General features: G+C 70.8%; 18 protein-coding genes. 11 read left to right on the forward strand and 7 right to left on the reverse strand.

Annotation, left to right across the window (positions count from 1 at the left end; translation table 11 throughout):
* Positions 1 to 7: 7 nt before the first annotated feature.
* The 4 genes from OHT76_RS18465 to rsmI all read right to left on the reverse strand — a co-directional run bounded on the left by OHT76_RS18465 (position 8) and on the right by rsmI (position 3739).
* Positions 8 to 1321, reverse strand: coding sequence for a ubiquitin-like domain-containing protein (locus tag OHT76_RS18465; RefSeq protein ID WP_328871933.1), 1314 nt, complete (start codon positions 1319 to 1321; stop codon positions 8 to 10).
* 112 nt (positions 1322 to 1433) lie between these two features.
* Positions 1434 to 2321, reverse strand: coding sequence for a TatD family hydrolase (locus OHT76_RS18470; RefSeq protein ID WP_328871934.1), 888 nt, complete (start codon positions 2319 to 2321; stop codon positions 1434 to 1436).
* 34 nt (positions 2322 to 2355) lie between these two features.
* Positions 2356 to 2739 carry a hypothetical protein gene (locus OHT76_RS18475; protein WP_328871935.1) on the reverse strand — a complete coding sequence of 128 codons (384 nt, stop codon included), beginning with the start codon at positions 2737 to 2739 and terminating at the stop codon, positions 2356 to 2358.
* A 157-nt stretch (positions 2740 to 2896) separates the two neighbouring features.
* A complete protein-coding gene (rsmI, locus tag OHT76_RS18480; RefSeq protein WP_328871936.1) occupies positions 2897 to 3739 on the reverse strand; it encodes a 16S rRNA (cytidine(1402)-2'-O)-methyltransferase in 843 nt (280 codons plus the stop codon).
* 62 nt (positions 3740 to 3801) lie between these two features.
* Here rsmI and OHT76_RS18485 point away from each other — a divergent pair, with 62 nt between their 5' ends.
* The 3 genes from OHT76_RS18485 to OHT76_RS18495 all read left to right on the forward strand — a co-directional run bounded on the left by OHT76_RS18485 (position 3802) and on the right by OHT76_RS18495 (position 9010).
* Positions 3802 to 5553: a dolichyl-phosphate-mannose--protein mannosyltransferase gene (locus OHT76_RS18485; RefSeq protein ID WP_328871937.1), complete on the forward strand. Its 1752-nt coding sequence runs from the start codon at positions 3802 to 3804 to the stop codon at positions 5551 to 5553.
* A gap of 84 nt (positions 5554 to 5637) precedes the next feature.
* Entirely contained in the window at positions 5638 to 7260 is a 1623-nt protein-coding gene (locus OHT76_RS18490) for a penicillin-binding transpeptidase domain-containing protein (RefSeq protein ID WP_328871938.1), read from the forward strand.
* Positions 7261 to 7345: 85 nt separating this feature from the next.
* Positions 7346 to 9010: a penicillin-binding transpeptidase domain-containing protein gene (locus tag OHT76_RS18495; RefSeq protein ID WP_328871939.1), complete on the forward strand. Its 1665-nt coding sequence runs from the start codon at positions 7346 to 7348 to the stop codon at positions 9008 to 9010.
* Positions 9011 to 9031: 21 nt separating this feature from the next.
* On the opposite strand, the gene OHT76_RS18500 is transcribed toward OHT76_RS18495, so the two are convergent.
* Positions 9032 to 9391 (reverse strand): SsgA family sporulation/cell division regulator, encoded by a 360-nt coding sequence (locus OHT76_RS18500; RefSeq protein ID WP_328871940.1) that lies wholly within the window; start codon positions 9389 to 9391, stop codon positions 9032 to 9034.
* Positions 9392 to 9558: 167 nt separating this feature from the next.
* Here OHT76_RS18500 and OHT76_RS18505 point away from each other — a divergent pair, with 167 nt between their 5' ends.
* The 6 genes from OHT76_RS18505 (at position 9559) to OHT76_RS18530 (ending at position 14433) form a co-directional block, all read left to right on the forward strand.
* Complete coding sequence (locus OHT76_RS18505) at positions 9559 to 10629, forward strand: energy-coupling factor ABC transporter permease (protein WP_328871941.1); 1071 nt, start codon at positions 9559 to 9561, stop codon at positions 10627 to 10629.
* 1 nt (position 10630) lies between these two features.
* A complete protein-coding gene (gene cbiQ / locus OHT76_RS18510; RefSeq protein WP_328871942.1) occupies positions 10631 to 11392 on the forward strand; it encodes a cobalt ECF transporter T component CbiQ in 762 nt (253 codons plus the stop codon).
* Positions 11380 to 12147: an energy-coupling factor ABC transporter ATP-binding protein gene (locus OHT76_RS18515; protein WP_328871943.1), complete on the forward strand. Its 768-nt coding sequence runs from the start codon at positions 11380 to 11382 to the stop codon at positions 12145 to 12147. The genes cbiQ and OHT76_RS18515 overlap by 13 nt, the downstream gene beginning before the upstream one ends.
* A 10-nt stretch (positions 12148 to 12157) precedes the next feature.
* Positions 12158 to 12619 carry a MarR family winged helix-turn-helix transcriptional regulator gene (locus OHT76_RS18520; RefSeq protein WP_328871944.1) on the forward strand — a complete coding sequence of 154 codons (462 nt, stop codon included), beginning with the start codon at positions 12158 to 12160 and terminating at the stop codon, positions 12617 to 12619.
* Positions 12620 to 12744: 125 nt separating this feature from the next.
* Positions 12745 to 13191 (forward strand): organic hydroperoxide resistance protein, encoded by a 447-nt coding sequence (locus tag OHT76_RS18525; protein ID WP_328871945.1) that lies wholly within the window; start codon positions 12745 to 12747, stop codon positions 13189 to 13191.
* A gap of 156 nt (positions 13192 to 13347) precedes the next feature.
* Positions 13348 to 14433: a trypsin-like serine peptidase gene (locus tag OHT76_RS18530; RefSeq protein WP_328871946.1), complete on the forward strand. Its 1086-nt coding sequence runs from the start codon at positions 13348 to 13350 to the stop codon at positions 14431 to 14433.
* A gap of 52 nt (positions 14434 to 14485) precedes the next feature.
* On the opposite strand, the gene OHT76_RS18535 is transcribed toward OHT76_RS18530, so the two are convergent.
* Positions 14486 to 14752, reverse strand: coding sequence for a hypothetical protein (locus OHT76_RS18535; protein WP_328871947.1), 267 nt, complete (start codon positions 14750 to 14752; stop codon positions 14486 to 14488).
* A gap of 135 nt (positions 14753 to 14887) precedes the next feature.
* Here OHT76_RS18535 and OHT76_RS18540 point away from each other — a divergent pair, with 135 nt between their 5' ends.
* Entirely contained in the window at positions 14888 to 16066 is a 1179-nt protein-coding gene (locus tag OHT76_RS18540; RefSeq protein ID WP_328871948.1) for a serine hydrolase domain-containing protein, read from the forward strand.
* A gap of 55 nt (positions 16067 to 16121) precedes the next feature.
* Here OHT76_RS18540 and OHT76_RS18545 read toward each other — a convergent pair whose 3' ends face one another.
* A complete protein-coding gene (locus OHT76_RS18545; RefSeq protein ID WP_328871949.1) occupies positions 16122 to 16397 on the reverse strand; it encodes a DUF1876 domain-containing protein in 276 nt (91 codons plus the stop codon).
* Positions 16398 to 16503: 106 nt separating this feature from the next.
* On the opposite strand from OHT76_RS18545, the gene OHT76_RS18550 reads away from it, so the two are divergent.
* Positions 16504 to 16923 carry a RidA family protein gene (locus tag OHT76_RS18550; RefSeq protein ID WP_328871950.1) on the forward strand — a complete coding sequence of 140 codons (420 nt, stop codon included), beginning with the start codon at positions 16504 to 16506 and terminating at the stop codon, positions 16921 to 16923.
* Positions 16924 to 16941 lie beyond the last annotated feature (18 nt).

A 16941-nucleotide genomic window follows, 5' to 3' on the forward strand; every position in this document is an offset into this window, starting at 1 on the left:
CCCGCGCTCACCCCCGCAACCGCGCCCCGCAGTGCGGCCACGGCCCGGCCCCCCGCTGCACATACAGCTTCTTCGCGCGGAGCGTCTGCTCCGAGGCCGGTGCGTCCTGGGGGCGCCCGCTCCCCCCGAGGCTCCGCCAGGTCTGCGTGTCGAACTGGTACAGCCCTCCGTACGTCCCCGAAGGGTCCACCGCATTGGGCCGCCCGCCCGACTCGCACGCCGCGAGCCCCTGCCAGTTCAGATGGTCCGCGCCCTGCACGGACGTCGGCATGGGTTTCGTCCCCACCTTCACCACCTGAGTCCTGGGTTCGCGCACCACCTCGCTCTTGATGCGCCGCGGCTTCTGCTTGACGCCGTTGACCGTGCGCAGGGAGTACGTGACCCGCCGCAGCCCCGGCTGGCCCGCCCGCTCGACGACCTCGGTCCCCCGGAACAGCGACGCGTCCTCGGTCCGCTGTACGTCGAAGGGGATCTCCTCCTCGCGGACCTCCTTCGTCCCGGTGATCCGCAACACGGTCACTGTCTGCCCGTCGCGCGGGAAGCTGTCGAGCGGGACGGAGGTGGTGTCCTGTCCGCGCAGGGTGATCCCGGCCTCCTCGACGACTTTCCGCACGGTCGCCGCGTTCGTGCGCACGGGGCGGGCCCGGCCGTCCGCCATGATCGTCACGGAGCGCTCGGTGCGTACATCGAGCGCGAGCCCGGCGCGTCCGATGCGGGTGGAGCGCGCGGCGGACAGATACGCCCCCTCCGCGCGCACCCCCCACTGCGCGAGCGCCTCCTCGACCGTGCGCGCCGTCGTCCACACCTCGCGCCGCTGACCGTCGATCGTGAGCCGCACGGGGCGCCCGTAGCGCACCGCGACCTCGTCACCGCTGCTGAGCTCCGTACCGGGAGCGGGCGCGACCACGTCGTGCGCCCCCACCTGCACGCCCTCCTGGGCAAGCAGCTCGGTCACATCGTCGGCGAAGGTGTGCAGCGTGCGCGGCCGACCGTCGACGCTGAGCTCGATCGCCTTGTCCTTGGCGACGAAGGCGGTGGTACCGCCCGCGAGAAACGCGACCACCAGCGCCTGCGGCAGCAGACGGCGCACGGAACCGTCCGCACTCCCCGCGTACCGGCCTTTGCGCCGACGCGCACCGCGCCGCGCCGCCCCGGCGCGCACCACGGGCGCTAGCCCCTCCTCCTCCGGCGCCGGCCACGGCTCGTACGTGCCGGCCACCCCGTACCCCAACGTCTCCGCGCCGTGCAGATCACCGGGAGGCGCATCGAATCCGCCGTATGTCTGCGGCGTGTACGTCTCGTACTGCGACTTGCTGCTCACGTCGCCACGCTCCAGAGGGCCAGAGGGTCCCGATCGGGCCCCCAGAACCTAGCGGAGCGAGTGTCACTCTCCAAAGCGACGCGGCTACGCACCGTCGCGACAGGATCGGGCCTCAGTAGCCGAAGGCGCGCGCCGTGTTCGCGCCGAGGGCCGTCGCCAGTGCGTCCTCGTCGATCCCGCGCACCGCGGCCATCGCGCGCACCGTGATCGGAATGAGATACGGGGCGTTGGGCCGTCCGCGGTAGGGCGCCGGTGTCAGGAACGGCGCGTCGGTCTCCACCAGCAGCAGTTCCAGCGGGGCCACGGCCACCGCGTCCCGCAGATTCCGGGCGTTCTTGAAGGTGACGTTGCCGGCGAAGGACATGAAGTATCCGGCCGCGGCGCAGATCTCCGCCATCTCGGCGTCGCCGGAGTAGCAGTGGAAGACGGTCCGTTCCGGCGCGCCCTCCTCCTTCAGCACCCGCAGCACGTCCGCGTGCGCGTCGCGGTCGTGGATGACCAGCGCCTTGCCGTGCCGCTTGGCCATCTCGACATGGGCCCGGAAGGAGCGCTCCTGCGCCTCCTTGCCCTCGTCGCCGGTGCGGAAGTAGTCGAGGCCCGTCTCGCCGACCGCCTTCACCTGCGGCAGCGCGGCAAGGCGGTCGATCTCGGCGAGCGCCGCGTCGAGCCCGGCGTCCCCGCCCGGCCGGCGCGCCTCCTGCCGGGACCAGCCGTCGGGGTCGCCGTGGACGATGCGCGGGGCCTCGTTGGGGTGCAGGGCGACGGCGGCGTGCACGTTCGAGAACGTCGCCGCAGTGTCCGCCGCCCACTGCGAGCCGCGTACGTCACAGCCGACCTGCACGACCGTCGTCACGCCGACCGACGCGGCCTTCGCGAGCCCTTCCTCCACCGTGCCGGGCTGCATGTCGAGGTGGGTGTGGGAATCGGCGACCGGCACCCGGAGCGGTTCCGGGAGCGGCGGCACGGCGTTCTCGTCGGTCTTCTCGCTGGAGGAAGGCATGCCCCGATCCTACGAAAGGGTCACACCGAGCCCTTCAGCTCGCCCGGCGATGGAAGGGGTGCAGGAGATCGGACAGATGCCAGTGGTGCCGTTCCCCGACCGGCGCGGACGCTTCCGCAGGGGGCGTGTGATGCTGCCCGTGCGCCGCATCGCGCACCGACGAGACCTGCCCCGCGCGCATGATCCGTACGACATGGCCGTCACAGTTCTGGCACGTGGGCCGGCTCAGCGGGGACGGGACGACCTGGCCGTCCGCCACGTACAGGACGAACTCCTGCCCCTCGGCGTCCGTGTGGTGCTCTATCTCGTACGACTGTTCCCAGCCGTGCCCGCAGCGCATGCAGGCGAAGGAATACGACTCGTGGACGACGGGGGTCGCCGCTGTGCGGAGACGGGTCTGCCCTGCGATCTCACTCATGCCGGCTCCAGTTGGTCCGCTGGTGGGGCTGGTTGCGCCCTCGTGCCCAGTGGACTCCGCGACCGGGCCGCATGCACGTGAACTGTGCACTGTTGGCCCCGCCTTGGACGTTCCTTGCCGAAACGCCCGTGCCGCTTTACCCCGGCATGGCGGGCCGTCACCGGCTCTTTGCCGCCACCACCGCGTCGAAGACCACCCGCTTCGGCAGCCCTGCCTCCGTCGCCACCGCCGCGATGGCCTCCTTGCGCCGTTCGCCCGCCTCCTCGCGGACCTGCACCCGGCGCACCAGTTCCTCGGGCCCGATCTCCTCGGGCCCCTTCTCCGGCGCGCCCTCCACGACGACGGTGATCTCCCCGCGCACCCCCTCGGCCGCCCACACGGCCAGCTCGCCCAGCGGGCCGCGCTTGATCTCCTCGTACGTCTTGGTCAGCTCCCGGCACACGGCGGCCCGCCGCTCCTCGCCGAAGACGGAGGCCATCGCGGCGAGGGTGTCGTCGAGCCGGTGCGGGGCCTCGAAGTAGACGAGGGTGCGCCGCTCCTCGGCGACCTCCTTGAGGCGCGAGAGCCGCTCGCCCGCCTTGCGCGGCAGAAACCCCTCGAAGCAGAACCGGTCGACGGGCAGCCCGGACAGCGCGAGCGCGGTCAGCACGGCCGACGGCCCGGGCACGGCGGTGACCTTGACGTCCCGCTCGACGGCCGCGGCGACCAACCGGTACCCCGGGTCGGACACCGACGGCATCCCCGCGTCCGTGACGAGAAGCACACGCGCGCCGCCCAGCAACTCGTCGACGAGCTCGGGCGTACGGGCGGACTCGTTGCCCTCGAAGTAGGAGAGGACCCGCCCCTTGGGCGTGACGCCCAGCGCCTGGGTCAGCCGACGCAGCCGCCGGGTGTCCTCGGCCGCGACGACGTCGGCGCCGGCGAGCTCCTCGGCGAGCCGGGGCGGAGCGTCCGCGATGTCGCCGATCGGGGTGCCTGCCAAAACAAGGGTTCCTGTCACGTTTCCATCCTCGCAGGCGCCATGCGCGGGACTCCCACAGAAGGGTTCCCTACGATGGCGCGGTGACCAGTACAGCGTCGTCCATGGACTCCACGGACACCCGGCAGGCCCAGGCGCCGCAGGACCAGCGGCCCTCGTGGCAGCAGCGGCTGCGCCGTTTCGGATACACGGCGGGGCCCAGAACCGATGTCCGCGACCGCCTGGTGCCGCCGTATGCGCAGCCCAGCCCGCGTCTGTGGGCCGTGCTCGGAGTGCCGCCGACCCTCGTCGACCGGCTGGTGCGCTGGTCCGGCTGGGGCGGTCCGCTGCTGATCACCCTGCTCGCGGGCGTGCTGCGGTTCTGGAACCTGGGCAGCCCGAAGGCGGTGATATTCGACGAGACGTACTACGCGAAGGACGCCTGGGCGCTCGTCCACCGCGGGTTCGAGGTGAACTGGGACAAGAACGCCAACGACCTGGTCCTGTCCATGGGCGACAAGGTCCAGATCCCGTCGGACGCGGCGTATGTCGTGCACCCGCCGGTCGGCAAGTACGTCATCGGGCTCGGCGAGCTGATGTTCGGGTTCGACCCGTTCGGCTGGCGGTTCATGACCGCGCTGCTCGGCACGCTCTCCGTGCTGATGCTGTGCCGCATCGGCCGCCGGATCTTCCGCTCCACCTTCCTGGGGTGCCTGGCGGGCGCGCTGATGGCGGTGGACGGGCTGCACTTCGTGATGAGCCGTACCGCGCTGCTCGACGGCGTGCTGATGTTCTTCGTGCTGGCCGCGTTCGGCGCTCTGGTCATCGACCGCGACAAGGCGCGCGAGAAGCTCGCGGCGGCGCTGCCCGCGGACGCCGACGGCCGGGTCCGTCCGGACGTGCACACCGCCGAGACCCTGAGCCTGGGCTGGCGTCCCTGGCGCTGGACGGCGGGCCTGATGCTGGGCCTGGCCATCGGCACCAAGTGGAACGGCCTGTACTTCCTGGTCGCGTTCGGCCTGCTCACGGTCGTATGGGACGTCGGCTCCCGCAAGGTGGCGGGCGCCCGCCACCCGTACACCGCGGTCCTCAAGCACGACCTGGGCTTCGCCTTCCTCGCCACGGTGCCGGTCGCGATCGTGACCTACATCGTGTCCTGGACCGGCTGGATCCTCTCCCCCACGGACGGCTCCGGCGGCTACTACCGCAACTGGGCCGCCACCGACGGCAAGAACAGCGACTGGTCGTGGCTCTTCCCCGACTGGTGGCGCAGCCTCTGGCACTACGAGTCCCAGGTCTACGAGTTCCATGTCGGCCTGTCCTCGCCGCACACGTACCAGTCCAACCCCTGGAGCTGGATCGTCACCGGCCGCCCGGTGTCCTACTTCTACGAGTCCCCCGCGGCCGGCAAGGACGGCTGCCCGGTCGACGCGAGCGAGAAGTGCGCCCGCGAGGTGCTGGCGATCGGCACGCCCCTGCTGTGGTGGGTGGCCGCCTTCGCGGTGCTGTACGTCCTGTGGCGCTGGTTCTTCCGCCGCGACTGGCGCGCGGGCGCCATCGCCTGCGGGATCGCGGCCGGCTATCTGCCCTGGTTCATGTACCAGGAGCGCACGATCTTCTTCTTCTACGCCGTCGTCTTCCTGCCCTTCCTGTGCCTGGCCGTCGCGATGCTGCTCGGCGCGATCGTCGGACCACCGAAGTCGAGCGAGACCCGCCGGGTGGCGGGCGCGACCGGCGCGGGCGTGCTGGTGCTGCTGATCGCGTGGAACTTCATCTACTTCTGGCCCCTGTTCACCGGCACGGCGATTCCGATCGACAGCTGGCGTTCACGTATGTGGCTTGATACCTGGGTCTAGCAACAATCGGGGAACTCCCGCCCCCGCTGTCACACCCTCCCCTTACAGTGCGAAGACCACTGGGAAACGGGGAGGGACAGCCCAATGGGCAAGGGGGTGAAGACTGCCGTCATCGGCGGAGTATTCGCGGTGATGGTGGGTGGTGCCGGGTACGGCGCCTACAACGTGGTGTCGGCGCTGAACGGTGACGGGGGCGGGTCCCCGGCCGTGCAGACCGGGCCACCGAGCGGGGACGAGGTCGAGGAGACCTCGGAGAAGTTCTTCACGGCCTGGGAGAAGGGGCAGGCGGCCGAGGCGGCGTCGTACACCGACTTCGCCCAGGCGGCCGAGCCGCTGCTGACCGCGTACGGGGAGCAGGCGCACATCACCGATGTGCGGATCACGCCGGAGGCGGTGAACGGCGGGGTCGTGCCCTTCTCCGTGAAGGCGACCGTGTCGTACGACGGCCAGTCGAAGCCGCTCGCCTACAAGAGCGAGCTCAAGGTCGTGCGTGGGAAGACCTCCGGGAAGGCGCTGGTCGACTGGGATCCGGCCGTGGTCCATCCGGAGCTGAAGAAGGACGACACCCTCGTCACCGGTGAGGCGAAGAGCCCGCCCATCGAGGCCGTGGACCGCGACGGACAGGTGCTGACGAAGGCGAAGTACCCCTCCCTCGGCCCGATCCTGGACACCCTGCGCGAGCGCTACGGCGACAAGGCCGGCGGTACGCCCGGTGTCGAGCTGGTGATCAGGCACGCGGCCGAGGGCGTCGCCGACACCCCGCTGCTCACCCTCGCCGAGGGCAAGCCGGGCAAGCTGCGCACCACGCTGAGCGCCGGGGTGCAGGCGGCGGCCGAGACGGCGGTGAAGAGTTACGCCGAGTCGTCGGTGGTGGCCGTCAAGCCGAGCACGGGCGAGGTGCTGGCGGTGGCGAACCACCGGAGCGACGCGTTCAACGCGGCCTTCGAGGGTCGCGTCGCACCCGGCTCCACGATGAAGATCGTCACTGCCGCGATGCTGATCGACAACGGTGTGACCTCGATGAACGGCCCGGCGCCCTGCGAGGACACCGCCACCTGGCAGAGCCAGACCTTCAAGAACCTCCCGGGCCTGAAGGCCAACTTGAGCGCCACGCTCGCCGATACGTTCATGCGCTCCTGCAACACCGGCTTCATCAAGCTCATCGACGAGGAGCCGCTCACCGACGCCTCGCTGACGGCCGAGGCGCAGGAACGGTTCGGGCTCGGCCGGGACGACTGGAAGACCGGCATCACCTCCTTCGACGGCAGCGTCCCCGCCTCCGCGGGCCCGGACCGCGCGGCCAACGCCATCGGCCAGGGCCAGGTCCAGATGAGCCCGCTGAACATGGCGTCCGTCACAGCCACCGCGATCACCGGAACCTTCCGGCAGCCGTACCTCGTCTCCCCCGACCTGGACGACCGTCAACTGGCCACCGCCAAGGGCCTGTCGGCGAACACCTCCGCCCAGCTCAAGCAGATGATGCGGCTCACCGCGACGCAGGGCTCGGCCGCGCCGGTGATGTCCGGGCTCGGCGGTGACATCGGCGCGAAGACCGGCTCCGCCGAGGTCGACGGGAACGCCAAGTCGAACAGCTGGTTCACCGGCTTCCGGGGCGATGTCGCCGCGGCGGCCATGACCGAGGAGGGCGGCCGCGGCGGCGAGGCGGCGGGCCCGATCGTGAAGGCCGTACTGGTGGCGGGTGGCTGAAGTCACCCGGTGGGGACGGGACTCTAGGGTGGTGCCGTCGTTGGGCTGACGGGGACCCTGGGGAATCGCGAAGGATCGGGAGACAGTGGGCAAGAGAAGGCGCGTCGCCGAGCGACGGAAGACGAACCCCGCCGTGCTGGTCGGCGGGGCCATCGCCGTGGTCGTCGTCGGCGCCGGGGCCGGCGCCTACGCGCTGTACGGCTCGTCGGCGGCCGAGGACCGTACGCAGACGGCGGCCGCCGACGCGAAGGCGAAGGTCAAGACGGGCCCGCTGTCCGCGAAGGAGGTCGCCACCGCCTCCCGCGCCTTCCTCACTGCCTGGCAGCAGGGCAAGGTCACCGACGCCGCCGCGGCCACGGACGACGCCACGGCGGCCCGAAAGCTGCTCACCGGCTACACCAAGGACGCCCGCGTGAAGGGCGTCACGCTCACCGCCGGCACCCCGACCGGCGCCGAGGTCCCCTTCTCCGTCAAGGGCACGGTGACGTACGACAAGCTCAGCAAGCCGCTGGCGTACGACAGCGCGCTGACCGTCGTACGGCGCGAGGCGGACGGCGAACCGGTCGTCGCGTGGCAGCCGTCAGTCGTGCATCCCGACCTCAAGGACGGCGACACCCTGGTCACCGGTGAGTCGGGGACCCCGCCGATCAAGGCGCTCGACCGGGACGGGGGCGAGCTGACGACCGCCAAGTACCCCTCGGTGGGCGCGATCCTGGACTCGCTGCGCGAGAAGTACGGCAAGACCGCCGGCGGCAAGGCGGGCATCGAGCTGCGGGTGGTCCGCGGCAAGGGGTCCAAGTCGGCGGACAAGACCGTGCTGGAGCTCAGCAAGGGCACGCCGGGCACGGTGAAGACGACGCTGAACCCGACCCTCCAGGCCGCCGCCGAGAAGCAGGTCGCGGAGAAAGCGCGTTCGTCGGTGGTCGTGCTGCGCCCCTCCACCGGCGAGATCCTGGCCGCCGCGAATGCCTCCAAGGGCTTCAACACCGCCTTCCAGGGCTCCCTCGCGCCCGGCTCCACCATGAAGGTCATCACCTCCTCGCTGCTCATCGAGAAGGATCTTGCCTCGGCGAACAAGGCGCATCCGTGTCCGAAGTACTTCACGTACGGCGGCTGGAAGTTCCAGAACGACGACAAGTTCGAGATCAAGGGCGGCACCTTCAAGGCGAGCTTCGCGCGCTCCTGCAACACCGCCTTCATCAGCCAGGCGCCCGAGCTGGACGACGACAGCCTGACCAAGCAGGCGCAGCAGGTGTTCGGCCTCGGCCTGAACAACTGGTCCGTGGGTGTCTCGACCTTCGACGGCGCCGTCCCGGTGCAGTCGCAGGCGCAGATGGCGGCCGAGCTGATCGGCCAGGGCGGGGTGCGGATGAACCCGCTGAACATGGCGTCGGTGTCCGCCACGGTGAAGTCGGGCGTCTTCCACCAGCCCTACCTGGTCTCCCCCGACGTGGACGGCCGCAAGCTCGCGACAGCCTCGCGCACGATGTCCTCCGGCACGCTGTCCCAGCTGCGGGAGCTGATGGCCTATACGGCGGCCTACGGTACGGCGGCCGAGGCGATGTCCGGGGTCAGTGGTGACGTCGGCGCGAAGACCGGTTCGGCGGAGGTCGACGGGCAGAAGAAGCCGAACGGCTGGTTCACCGCGTACCGGGGCGACCTCGCGGCCGCGGGCGTGGTCCAGGCGGGCGGCCACGGTGGTGAGACGGCGGGGCCGATCGTGGCGGCGCTGCTGAAGCTGGGGGGCTGAGGCAGGGTCGCCGGGCGGGGCTCAGCCGCGTACGGGCTCGGCGGCCGCCATGTAGGTGCGGCGCAGGAACCGCAGCAGCGACTTCGTCTCGAACTGCACGACCGAGACGCCGTGGTCGGAGTGGAACTCCACCACCGCCTGCACCCGGCCGCACGGCCACACCCGTATCTCACCGCTGCCGGCGGGGGCGCGCAGGCCCTGCTCCAGCAGGGCTCGGTCGCACGTCCATTCGTGCGCCCCGGGCAGTCCGAACCGCACCGCGCGGGGGTCGCGATCGGGGTCGTAGCGCAGGATCACGGGTATCGCGCCGCGGTCTTCCTGCACCTGGACGTCCTCGTCCGTGACGATGTGGGCTCGTGCGTATTGCTCGACTACGGACATCGGACGGCCCCTTACGCTGAGCGACCTGTGCGAAGGCTGTGAATCCGCTTTCTCTCCAATGTCGCACATTTTCGGCGGGGCGCCCGTGGGCCTGTGGACAAGTGCGCCGGTTCTTCTCCGTCACACGCTCTTGCAAGTTGTTCGCAACAAGCCTCTATCATCGACCCGTGCATGTGCCTGACGGATTCATAGACGCCCCCACCTCGGTCGCGACCGGAGCGGTCGCCGCGGCCGCGGTCGCCGTGAGCCTGCGCGGTGCGCGCCGCGAGCTCGACGAACGCACCGCGCCCCTGGCCGGACTGGTGGCCGCGTTCATCTTCGCGGTGCAGATGCTGAACTTCCCCGTCGCGGCGGGAACCAGCGGCCATCTGCTCGGCGGCGCGCTCGCCGCGATCCTCGTCGGCCCTTATACGGGTGTGCTGTGCGTGTCCGTGGTGCTGCTCATGCAGGGCATCCTCTTCGCGGACGGCGGGCTGACCGCGCTGGGTGTGAACATCACCAACATGGCGGTCGTCACGACGGTCATCGCGTACGGCCTCTTCCGCGGCCTGGTGAAGCTGCTGCCGCGCACCCGGCGCTCGGTGACCGTCGCCTCCTTCGTCGCCGCGCTGATCTCGGTTCCGGCGGCGGCGCTGTCCTTCACCCTGATGTACGCGATCGGCGGCACGACCGATGTGTCGATCGGCAAGGTCGCGGGCGCGATGGTCGGCGTGCACATCCTCATCGGCATCGGCGAGGCGGCGATCACGGCGCTGACGGTGGGCGCGGTCGTGGCCGTGCGCCCGGATCTGGTGTACGGCGCGCGCGACCTGCGTCAGCGCCTGCAGCTGCGCGTGAACGGCGCGTTGGTCGACGTACCGGCGTCCGACGGGGCACTTGATGGGGCGCGCACGGCGCCTGTCGCGGCGCGCACCTCCCGCCGGGCGCTGTGGATCAGCGGTCTGGTCACCTCGCTCGTCCTCGCCGGCTTCGTCAGCTTCTACGCCTCCGCCGACCCGGACGGTCTGGAGAAGGTCGCCGCCGACAACGGCATCGACAAGAAGGCCGAGGAACACGACTCCGCCGATTCGCCGCTGGCGGACTACGGCGTGAAGGACGTGGATGACGCCCGCCTGTCCGGGGGGCTGGCGGGCGTCATCGGCGTCGGTGTCACGGTGGTCGCGGGCAGCGCGGTGTTCTGGGCGGTGCGCAGGCGGCGTGCGAACGAGGACGTCTCCCTCGTGAGCACGAGCGTCTGACATGGGCGCCGGGCACGCGCACAAGCTCTACCGGCACGGGCACTCCCCCGTGCACGGTCTGCCGCCGCACACCAAGCTCGCCGCGACGTTCGCATTCGTCGTGGTCGTGGTGTCGACCCCGCGGGAGGCGATGTGGGCGTTCGGCCTCTACGCCGCTCTGCTCGCCGTCGTCGCCCACCTCGCGCGCGTGCCTTTCGGTTTCCTGCTCAAACGGCTGCTGATCGAGGTGCCGTTCGTCGCGTTCGCAGTGCTGATGCCGTTCGTGGCGGAGGGCGAACGGGTCGAGGTGCTCGGCATGTCGCTGAGCGTCAGCGGCCTGTGGGGCGCCTGGAACGTCCTGGCGAAGGGCACGCTCGGCGTCGCCGCGTCCGTACTCCTGGCGTCCACGACCGAGCTGCGCGAGCTACTGCTCGGCCTCCAGCGCCTGAAACTCCCGCCGCTGCTGGTCCAGATCGCGTCCTTCATGATCCGGTACGGCGATGTCATCACCGACGAGATGCGGCGCATGCGGATCGCGCGCGAGTCGCGCGGGTTCGAGGCGCGGGGCGTACGGCACTGGGGGGTGCTCGCGAAGTCGGCGGGCGCCCTGTTCATCCGCTCCTACGAACGCGGCGAGCGGGTGCACCTGGCCATGGTCAGCCGCGGATACGCCGGTTCCATGCCGGTCATCGACGAGGTGACCGCGTCCCGGGCGCAGTGGACGTACGCGCTCACCCTCCCCCTCGCCGCCCTCGTCGTATGTCTGCTGGGATGGATGCTGTGACAGCTTCTCTGGAGGTCTCCGGCCTCGCCTTCGCCTACCCCGACGGCCACCAGGCCCTGTTCGGCGTCGACTTCTCCGTCGGCCGCGGCGAGCGGGTCGCGCTGCTCGGTCCGAACGGCGCCGGCAAGACCACGCTCGTGCTGCACCTCAACGGCATCCTGACCGGCGGCACCGGCACGGTGCGGGTCGCGGGGCTGCCGGTGGGGCGCGCACACATGGCCGAGATCCGGCGCAAGGTCGGCATCGTCTTCCAGGACCCCGACGACCAGCTCTTCATGCCGACGGTGCGGGAGGACGTGGCCTTCGGTCCCGCGGCCTCCGGGCTGAAGGGGGCCGAGCTGGAGGAGCGCGTGGACCGGGCGCTCGGGCTGGTCGGCATGGCGGAGTTCAAGGAACGGCCGCCGCATCACCTGTCCTTCGGGCAGCGCCGCCGGGTGGCCGTGGCGACGGTGCTGGCGATGGAGCCGGAGATCCTGGTGCTGGACGAGCCGTCCTCCAACCTCGACCCCGCGTCCCGGCGCGAACTGGCTGACATCCTGCGCTCGTTGGACGTGACCGTGCTCATGGTGACCCACGACCTGCCCTACGCCTTGGAGCTGTGCCCCCGCTCGCTCATCCTCAGCGAGGGCGTGATCGCCGCCGACGGCAAGACGGGCGAGCTGCTCGCGGACGAGGACCTGATGCGCGCGCACCGGCTGGAGCTGCCCTTCGGCTTCGACCCGCGTTCCGTCCCGGCCACTCCCGGCCGTCCGTGACAATGGGCGCGTGAGAGACGACGAGGCCCCCGGGTCCCTGCTCCTCGACGAGCAGCTGTGCTTCGCGCTGTACGCGGCCCAGCGCGCCGTGACGGCCGCCTACCGGCCGCTGCTCGACGACCTCGGCCTCACGTATCCGCAGTATCTCGTCCTGCTGGTGCTGTGGGAGCGGGGCGAGACGACGGTGAAGGAGCTGGCGGGGGCGCTGCGGCTGGACTACGGCACGGTGTCGCCGCTGCTCAAGCGGCTGGAGAGCGCGGGGCTCGTACGCCGGGAGCGCGCGACGGGCGACGAGCGCTCGGTGCTCGTTGCGTGCACGGGGCGGGCGGAGGAACTGAGGGAGCGCGCGGCGCGCGTACCGGGCGCTCTGCTCGCGGCGACGGAGCTCGGCGGGCCGGAGATCGCGCGGTTGCGCGAGGAGTTGTGGAGGCTCGCGGAGAAGGCGCAGGCGGCGGCGGACCGCGCGCGCTGAGTGTTGCGCACCATCTGATCCGGCGTTACCCCCGGTTGCCACCCCCTGCCCTCACCTGCCTCCCTACCGGCCAGTACCTTGTGCACGATGTATTTGTGCGCACGCTTTCCCGGGGGAGGACGACCATGACCGAGGACACCGCCGTAGACACCCGTCCCACGAAGATCATGTACGTCGCGGAGGCCACCGCACACGGCGGCCGGGACGGCTATGTGACCAGTCAGGACGGTCAGTTGGAGCTGCGGGTCGCGATGCCGCCGCAGCTCGGCGGTGACGGCAACGGCACCAATCCCGAGCAGTTGTTCGCGGCCGGTTACAGCTCCTGCTTCCACAACGCGCTGGTGCTGGTCGGCCGCCGGTCCGGTTTCGATCTGTCCGGTTCCACGGTCGCCGCGAAGGTCGGCATCGGCCCCAACAAGCAGCACGGCTACGGGCTCGCGGTCGCCCTCAGCGTCTCCCTGCCGGTGCTGGACGCGGATGTGGCGGCGAAGCTGGTGGACGCCGCCCATGAGGTCTGCCCGTACTCGAACGCGACCCGCGGGAACATCGACGTGACGATTTTGCTCGGCTGAGGTCGCCCCGTCAGCCTCCCGTCACCCTCCACGACCTCGCCACACCCCTCGTACGACCGTCTACAGGGGATTCACAGCAGGCGCATGGCATGACCACGACACAGTGATTGCATACAACCTCAAGATCATTCCGATCGTGTTCGAAACGAGGTTCCTGTGCGTCTTCACCGTGCCGTACCCGTGGCCGCCGCAGCGGCGGCGCTCTCCCTTCTCCCCGTGACGGCCCAGGCCGCGCCCGCCGTCGAGCAGGACGTGCCGGCCGGCGTCTCGGTGGCCGTCGAGAAGAAGAGCGACCGGGAGATCCGCTCCTACTGGACCAAGGACCGTCTGCGGAAGGCCGCGGCCAACCCGGCGCCGATGCCGCGCCTGAAGAAGGCACCCACCACCACGTCGCAGCAGGACAGAGTGCCGCTCGCCAACCCCGCCGATGTCTCCGCCGGTTCCGTGCAGCCGGTCGACAGCGCCCTCGTCCAGCCCGCCGCCGCGGCCGCCACGGAGATCTCCGTCTCCCAGGAGGTCCCGTACACCACGCTCCCGCAGTACTCCATGGTGGGCCGCCTCTTCTACAAGGAGCCCGACGGCTCCGACCACTCCTGTTCGGCCGCGGTCATCGTCTCGAACAACCGGAACACGCTGTGGACCGCCGGCCACTGTGTCCACCTGGGCGACGGCTCCGGCGACGCCGGCTGGAACGACATGCTGGAGTTCATCCCCGGCTACCGCGACGGCAGTGGCCCCTACGGGTCGTGGACCATCAAGTCGAAGGTCGCCAACAACGAGTGGATGAGCTCCTCCGACTTCGAGGACTCCGACTATGCCGCCGTGGTCCTCAACGACCACCCCACCTGGGGCAAGCTCCAGGACAACGTGGGCGCCTTCGGCTACACCTTCACCGAGAACCTCACCGACCACGCCGAGATCTTCGCCGCGGGCTACCCCGGTGAGGGCTACAACCGCACCGACCTGCACGCCCAGCGGATGATGTACTGCTACGGCAACACCGTGGACGCCTTCTCCTGGAACCCGTTGGACGACCGTATGTCGATGGACTGCGACATGGGCCGGGGTGCCTCCGGCGGCCCGATGGTCGAGGGCAAGAACTCCAGTGACCCGCGCATCGTCGGGGCCATCAGCCACCACATGACCGACGACGCGGGCAACCGCACCGACGACGACCTGTTCTCCTCCGAGCACGACTCGAAGGCCGCGAACACGATGAGCGCCGCGAACGCCATCAGCTAGCCGGTACGGCCGCAGGGGTCCGCGGGGCGACGCGGACCCCTCCGGCGCGCGGTCATCCGGGCTGGGCGTGCTTGCCCAGCTCCTCGCCCCACGCGTCGAGGATCTCCTGCGTGGTCATCGCGTCCACATCCGCGGGCAGTTCCTTGCCCGACTTGGCCAGGTCCGCCTGCCACAGCTCGATGTAGTCCGCACGGCTTCTCGGCGGCTCGTTCTGTACGGACACGGAGGTGTCCTCGACGAAGGCGGCGTACGCGGCGGCGCCCGCTCCCGCGCACACAACTGCCAACGCCACAGCGGCTATCAGGGGTTTCTTGGTCACACGGGCAGGTTATCGACCCGACCGGATGCGGAGGTGTCCCTTCCGGATCACGGTTGTCCGGGAGTCGTGGAGGAATCGCGGACGACCACCCGTTGTTGCAGCCACTGTCGCAGGCAAACGGAAGGACGGACGGGCGTGGACGTGAACGGCACAGTGGCCGAGGGCTTCGAGCCGGTCGGGGAGGCGTTCGCGCGGAACTTCGAGACGCTCGGGGACCGGGGCGCGGCGGTCGCCGTGTACCGGGACGGCCGCAAGGTGGTCGACCTGTGGGCCGGCACCAAGGATGTCGACGGCACGGACCTGTGGCAGCGCGGCACCGCGCAGGTCGTGCGCTCGGCGACCAAGGGCGTCGCCGCCGCCGTACCCCTGCTGCTGCGGCAACGTGGGCTGCTGGACCTGGACGCGCCGGTGGGTGAGTACTGGCCGGAGTTCAAGGAGCGCGGCAAGGAGCGGGTGCTGGTCCGGCAGGTGCTGAACCACCGGGCCGGGCTGCCGGTGCTCGACCGGCCGCTCACCCCCGAAGAAGCGCTCGACCCGGCCAAGGGTCCCGAGGCGGTCGCCGCGCAGGCCCCGGCGTGGCAGCCGGGGAGCGCACACGGCTATCACGCGCTGACCTACGGCTGGATGCTGGACGAGCTGGTACGCCGGGTGACGGGGCAGGGCGCCGGCGCGTGGATCGCCGACGAGATCGCCGGGCCGTTGGGCGCCGACTTCTGGCTGGGGCTGCCCGCCGAGGAGGAGGCCGGGGGGCGCGCGGGGCGCGTCGGCCGTATCGAGGGCCCCGAGCCCGCCCCCGGGGCGGTCTTGCGCGCCCGTCCCAAGCGTTCGGTCACCGAGGCCTACGCGGACCCGGACTCCCTCACGCGCCGGGCCTTCGCCGCGATCACTCCCTTCCCGGACCAGAACGACCCGGCGTACCGGGCGACGGCGCTGCCCGCCACCAACGGCATCGCCACGGCCGACGGGCTCGCCCGCGTCTACGCGGCGCTGATCGGGGAGGTCGACGGCGTCCGCCTTTTCGACGGGACCACGGGGGCGCTCGCCCGCGCGGAGGAATCAGCCGGTCCGGACCGCGTCCTGGTCGTGAACACCCGCTTCGGCCTCGGCTTCATGCTGCACGGCAGCGCGTCCCCGTTCCTCTCCCCCGACTCCTTCGGCCACCCCGGCCGCGGCGGCTCCCTGGGCTTCGCCGACCCTGCCTCGGGCATCGCCTTCGGCTACGTCACCAACGGCTTCCGCAAGACGGTCACAGCGGACCCCCGCGCCCAGGCACTGGTCCGCGCGGTACGGGAGTCACTCACTCGGGGCGCGTAACCGCGCGGACGGCACACGCCGGGCGCGCGAGCCTGCCCGCGCGCCCCGCGTCCTCTCACACATGAATCGGATGCGAAGTTCGCCCCGAAACCGCGTCGATCTCCTCATGCGCCTTCGTCAGAAGCTGCATGGCGAGTTCGTTCAGGGCGCGTGCCCCCGCTATCTCCTCACCGACCCGTGGCTGATTCGCGTCGGTGTGGTGGCGGCTTGCGTGGCCCTGGGCGCGTACCTCGGAGCCGTCGGGCAGGCGTACCAGCGCGGCCGCGCGCGTGTGCGTGTCGTCCTCGCTGAACTCCATGTCGACGTGCCATCCCACTGCGGTGTGCATCATGACGTTCACCTCCGGAATACTTGCTTCCAGGGTGCTCCTTCAGCCACGTTCCACACCACCGCAGCGACACGGAATGCGCGGTGGGTTCCGGCGCGTTGAGTGGATCATGACGTCTGACGAGCGCACGATCACCAACCCGGCCACGCTCCACGACCCCACGCCCCTCGGTTACAGCCACGCCGTCTCCGCCCCCGGCGAGATCGTTCACATCGCCGGCCAGTACGCCTCCGACTCCTCCGGCGCCCCCGTGCCCGGCGACTTCGCCACCCAGGTCGAGCTGGCCTTCGACCGGCTGCAGTCGGCGCTGGCGGGGGTGGGCCTCGGATATGAACACGTAGTGCGGCTCGGCACGTTCATCGTCGACCACGACCCGAGCAAGCTGAAGGTGCTCGGCAAGGCCATGCAGGCCCGTTTCGGCAACCGGCTCCCCGCCCAGACCCTGGCCGGAGTCGCCGCCCTGGGCCTGCCGGGGATGCTCTTCGAGGTCGACGCGGTGGCCGTGCGGCCCGCAGGCACCGATTCCTGACCCGCCTGCCGGCACCGG

Origin of the sequence: Streptomyces sp. NBC_00287, assembly GCF_036173105.1 — a bacterium.
Taxonomy (GTDB): Bacteria; Actinomycetota; Actinomycetes; order Streptomycetales; family Streptomycetaceae; genus Streptomyces.